Origin of the sequence: Nocardiopsis lucentensis DSM 44048, assembly GCF_000341125.1 — a bacterium.
Lineage (GTDB): Bacteria > Actinomycetota > Actinomycetes > Streptosporangiales > Streptosporangiaceae > Nocardiopsis > Nocardiopsis lucentensis.
This window is the reverse complement of the sequence record NZ_ANBC01000257.1, coordinates 1-293: the sequence shown is the minus strand read 5'-3', so window position 1 is coordinate 293 and position 293 is coordinate 1. Positions and strand designations below refer to the sequence as shown.

Sequence of the window (293 nt, the reverse complement as noted above, 5' to 3'; positions counted from 1 at the left end):
GGCCCCCCCCCCAGCCTGTTCATGGCTGGGTTCTCGGTCGGACCGGCGTTCGCCGACACGACCGATGAAACCGCGTCCACCGCCGTCCCCCAGGCGGGCCAGGAACCGGTGGCGTCCTCCACGGTGCCCCAGCTCTCCCCGGCCGATGTGCTGGACAATCCGGGTGACGGCGGCGACGACGGCACGGGCGGCAATCCTCCCGGTGGTGACGACGGCGACGACGGTAACCCTCCTGGCGGCGATGACGGTTCCGACGGTGGTTCCGACGGCGGCGACGATGGTTCCGACGGTGG

1 pseudogene is annotated in these 293 nt (G+C 72.0%); it reads left to right on the top strand.

Annotation, left to right across the window (positions count from 1 at the left end):
• Positions 1-21: 21 nt before the first annotated feature.
• Positions 22-293, top strand: a pseudogene (locus tag D471_RS40770) (hypothetical protein); the annotation flags it as partial.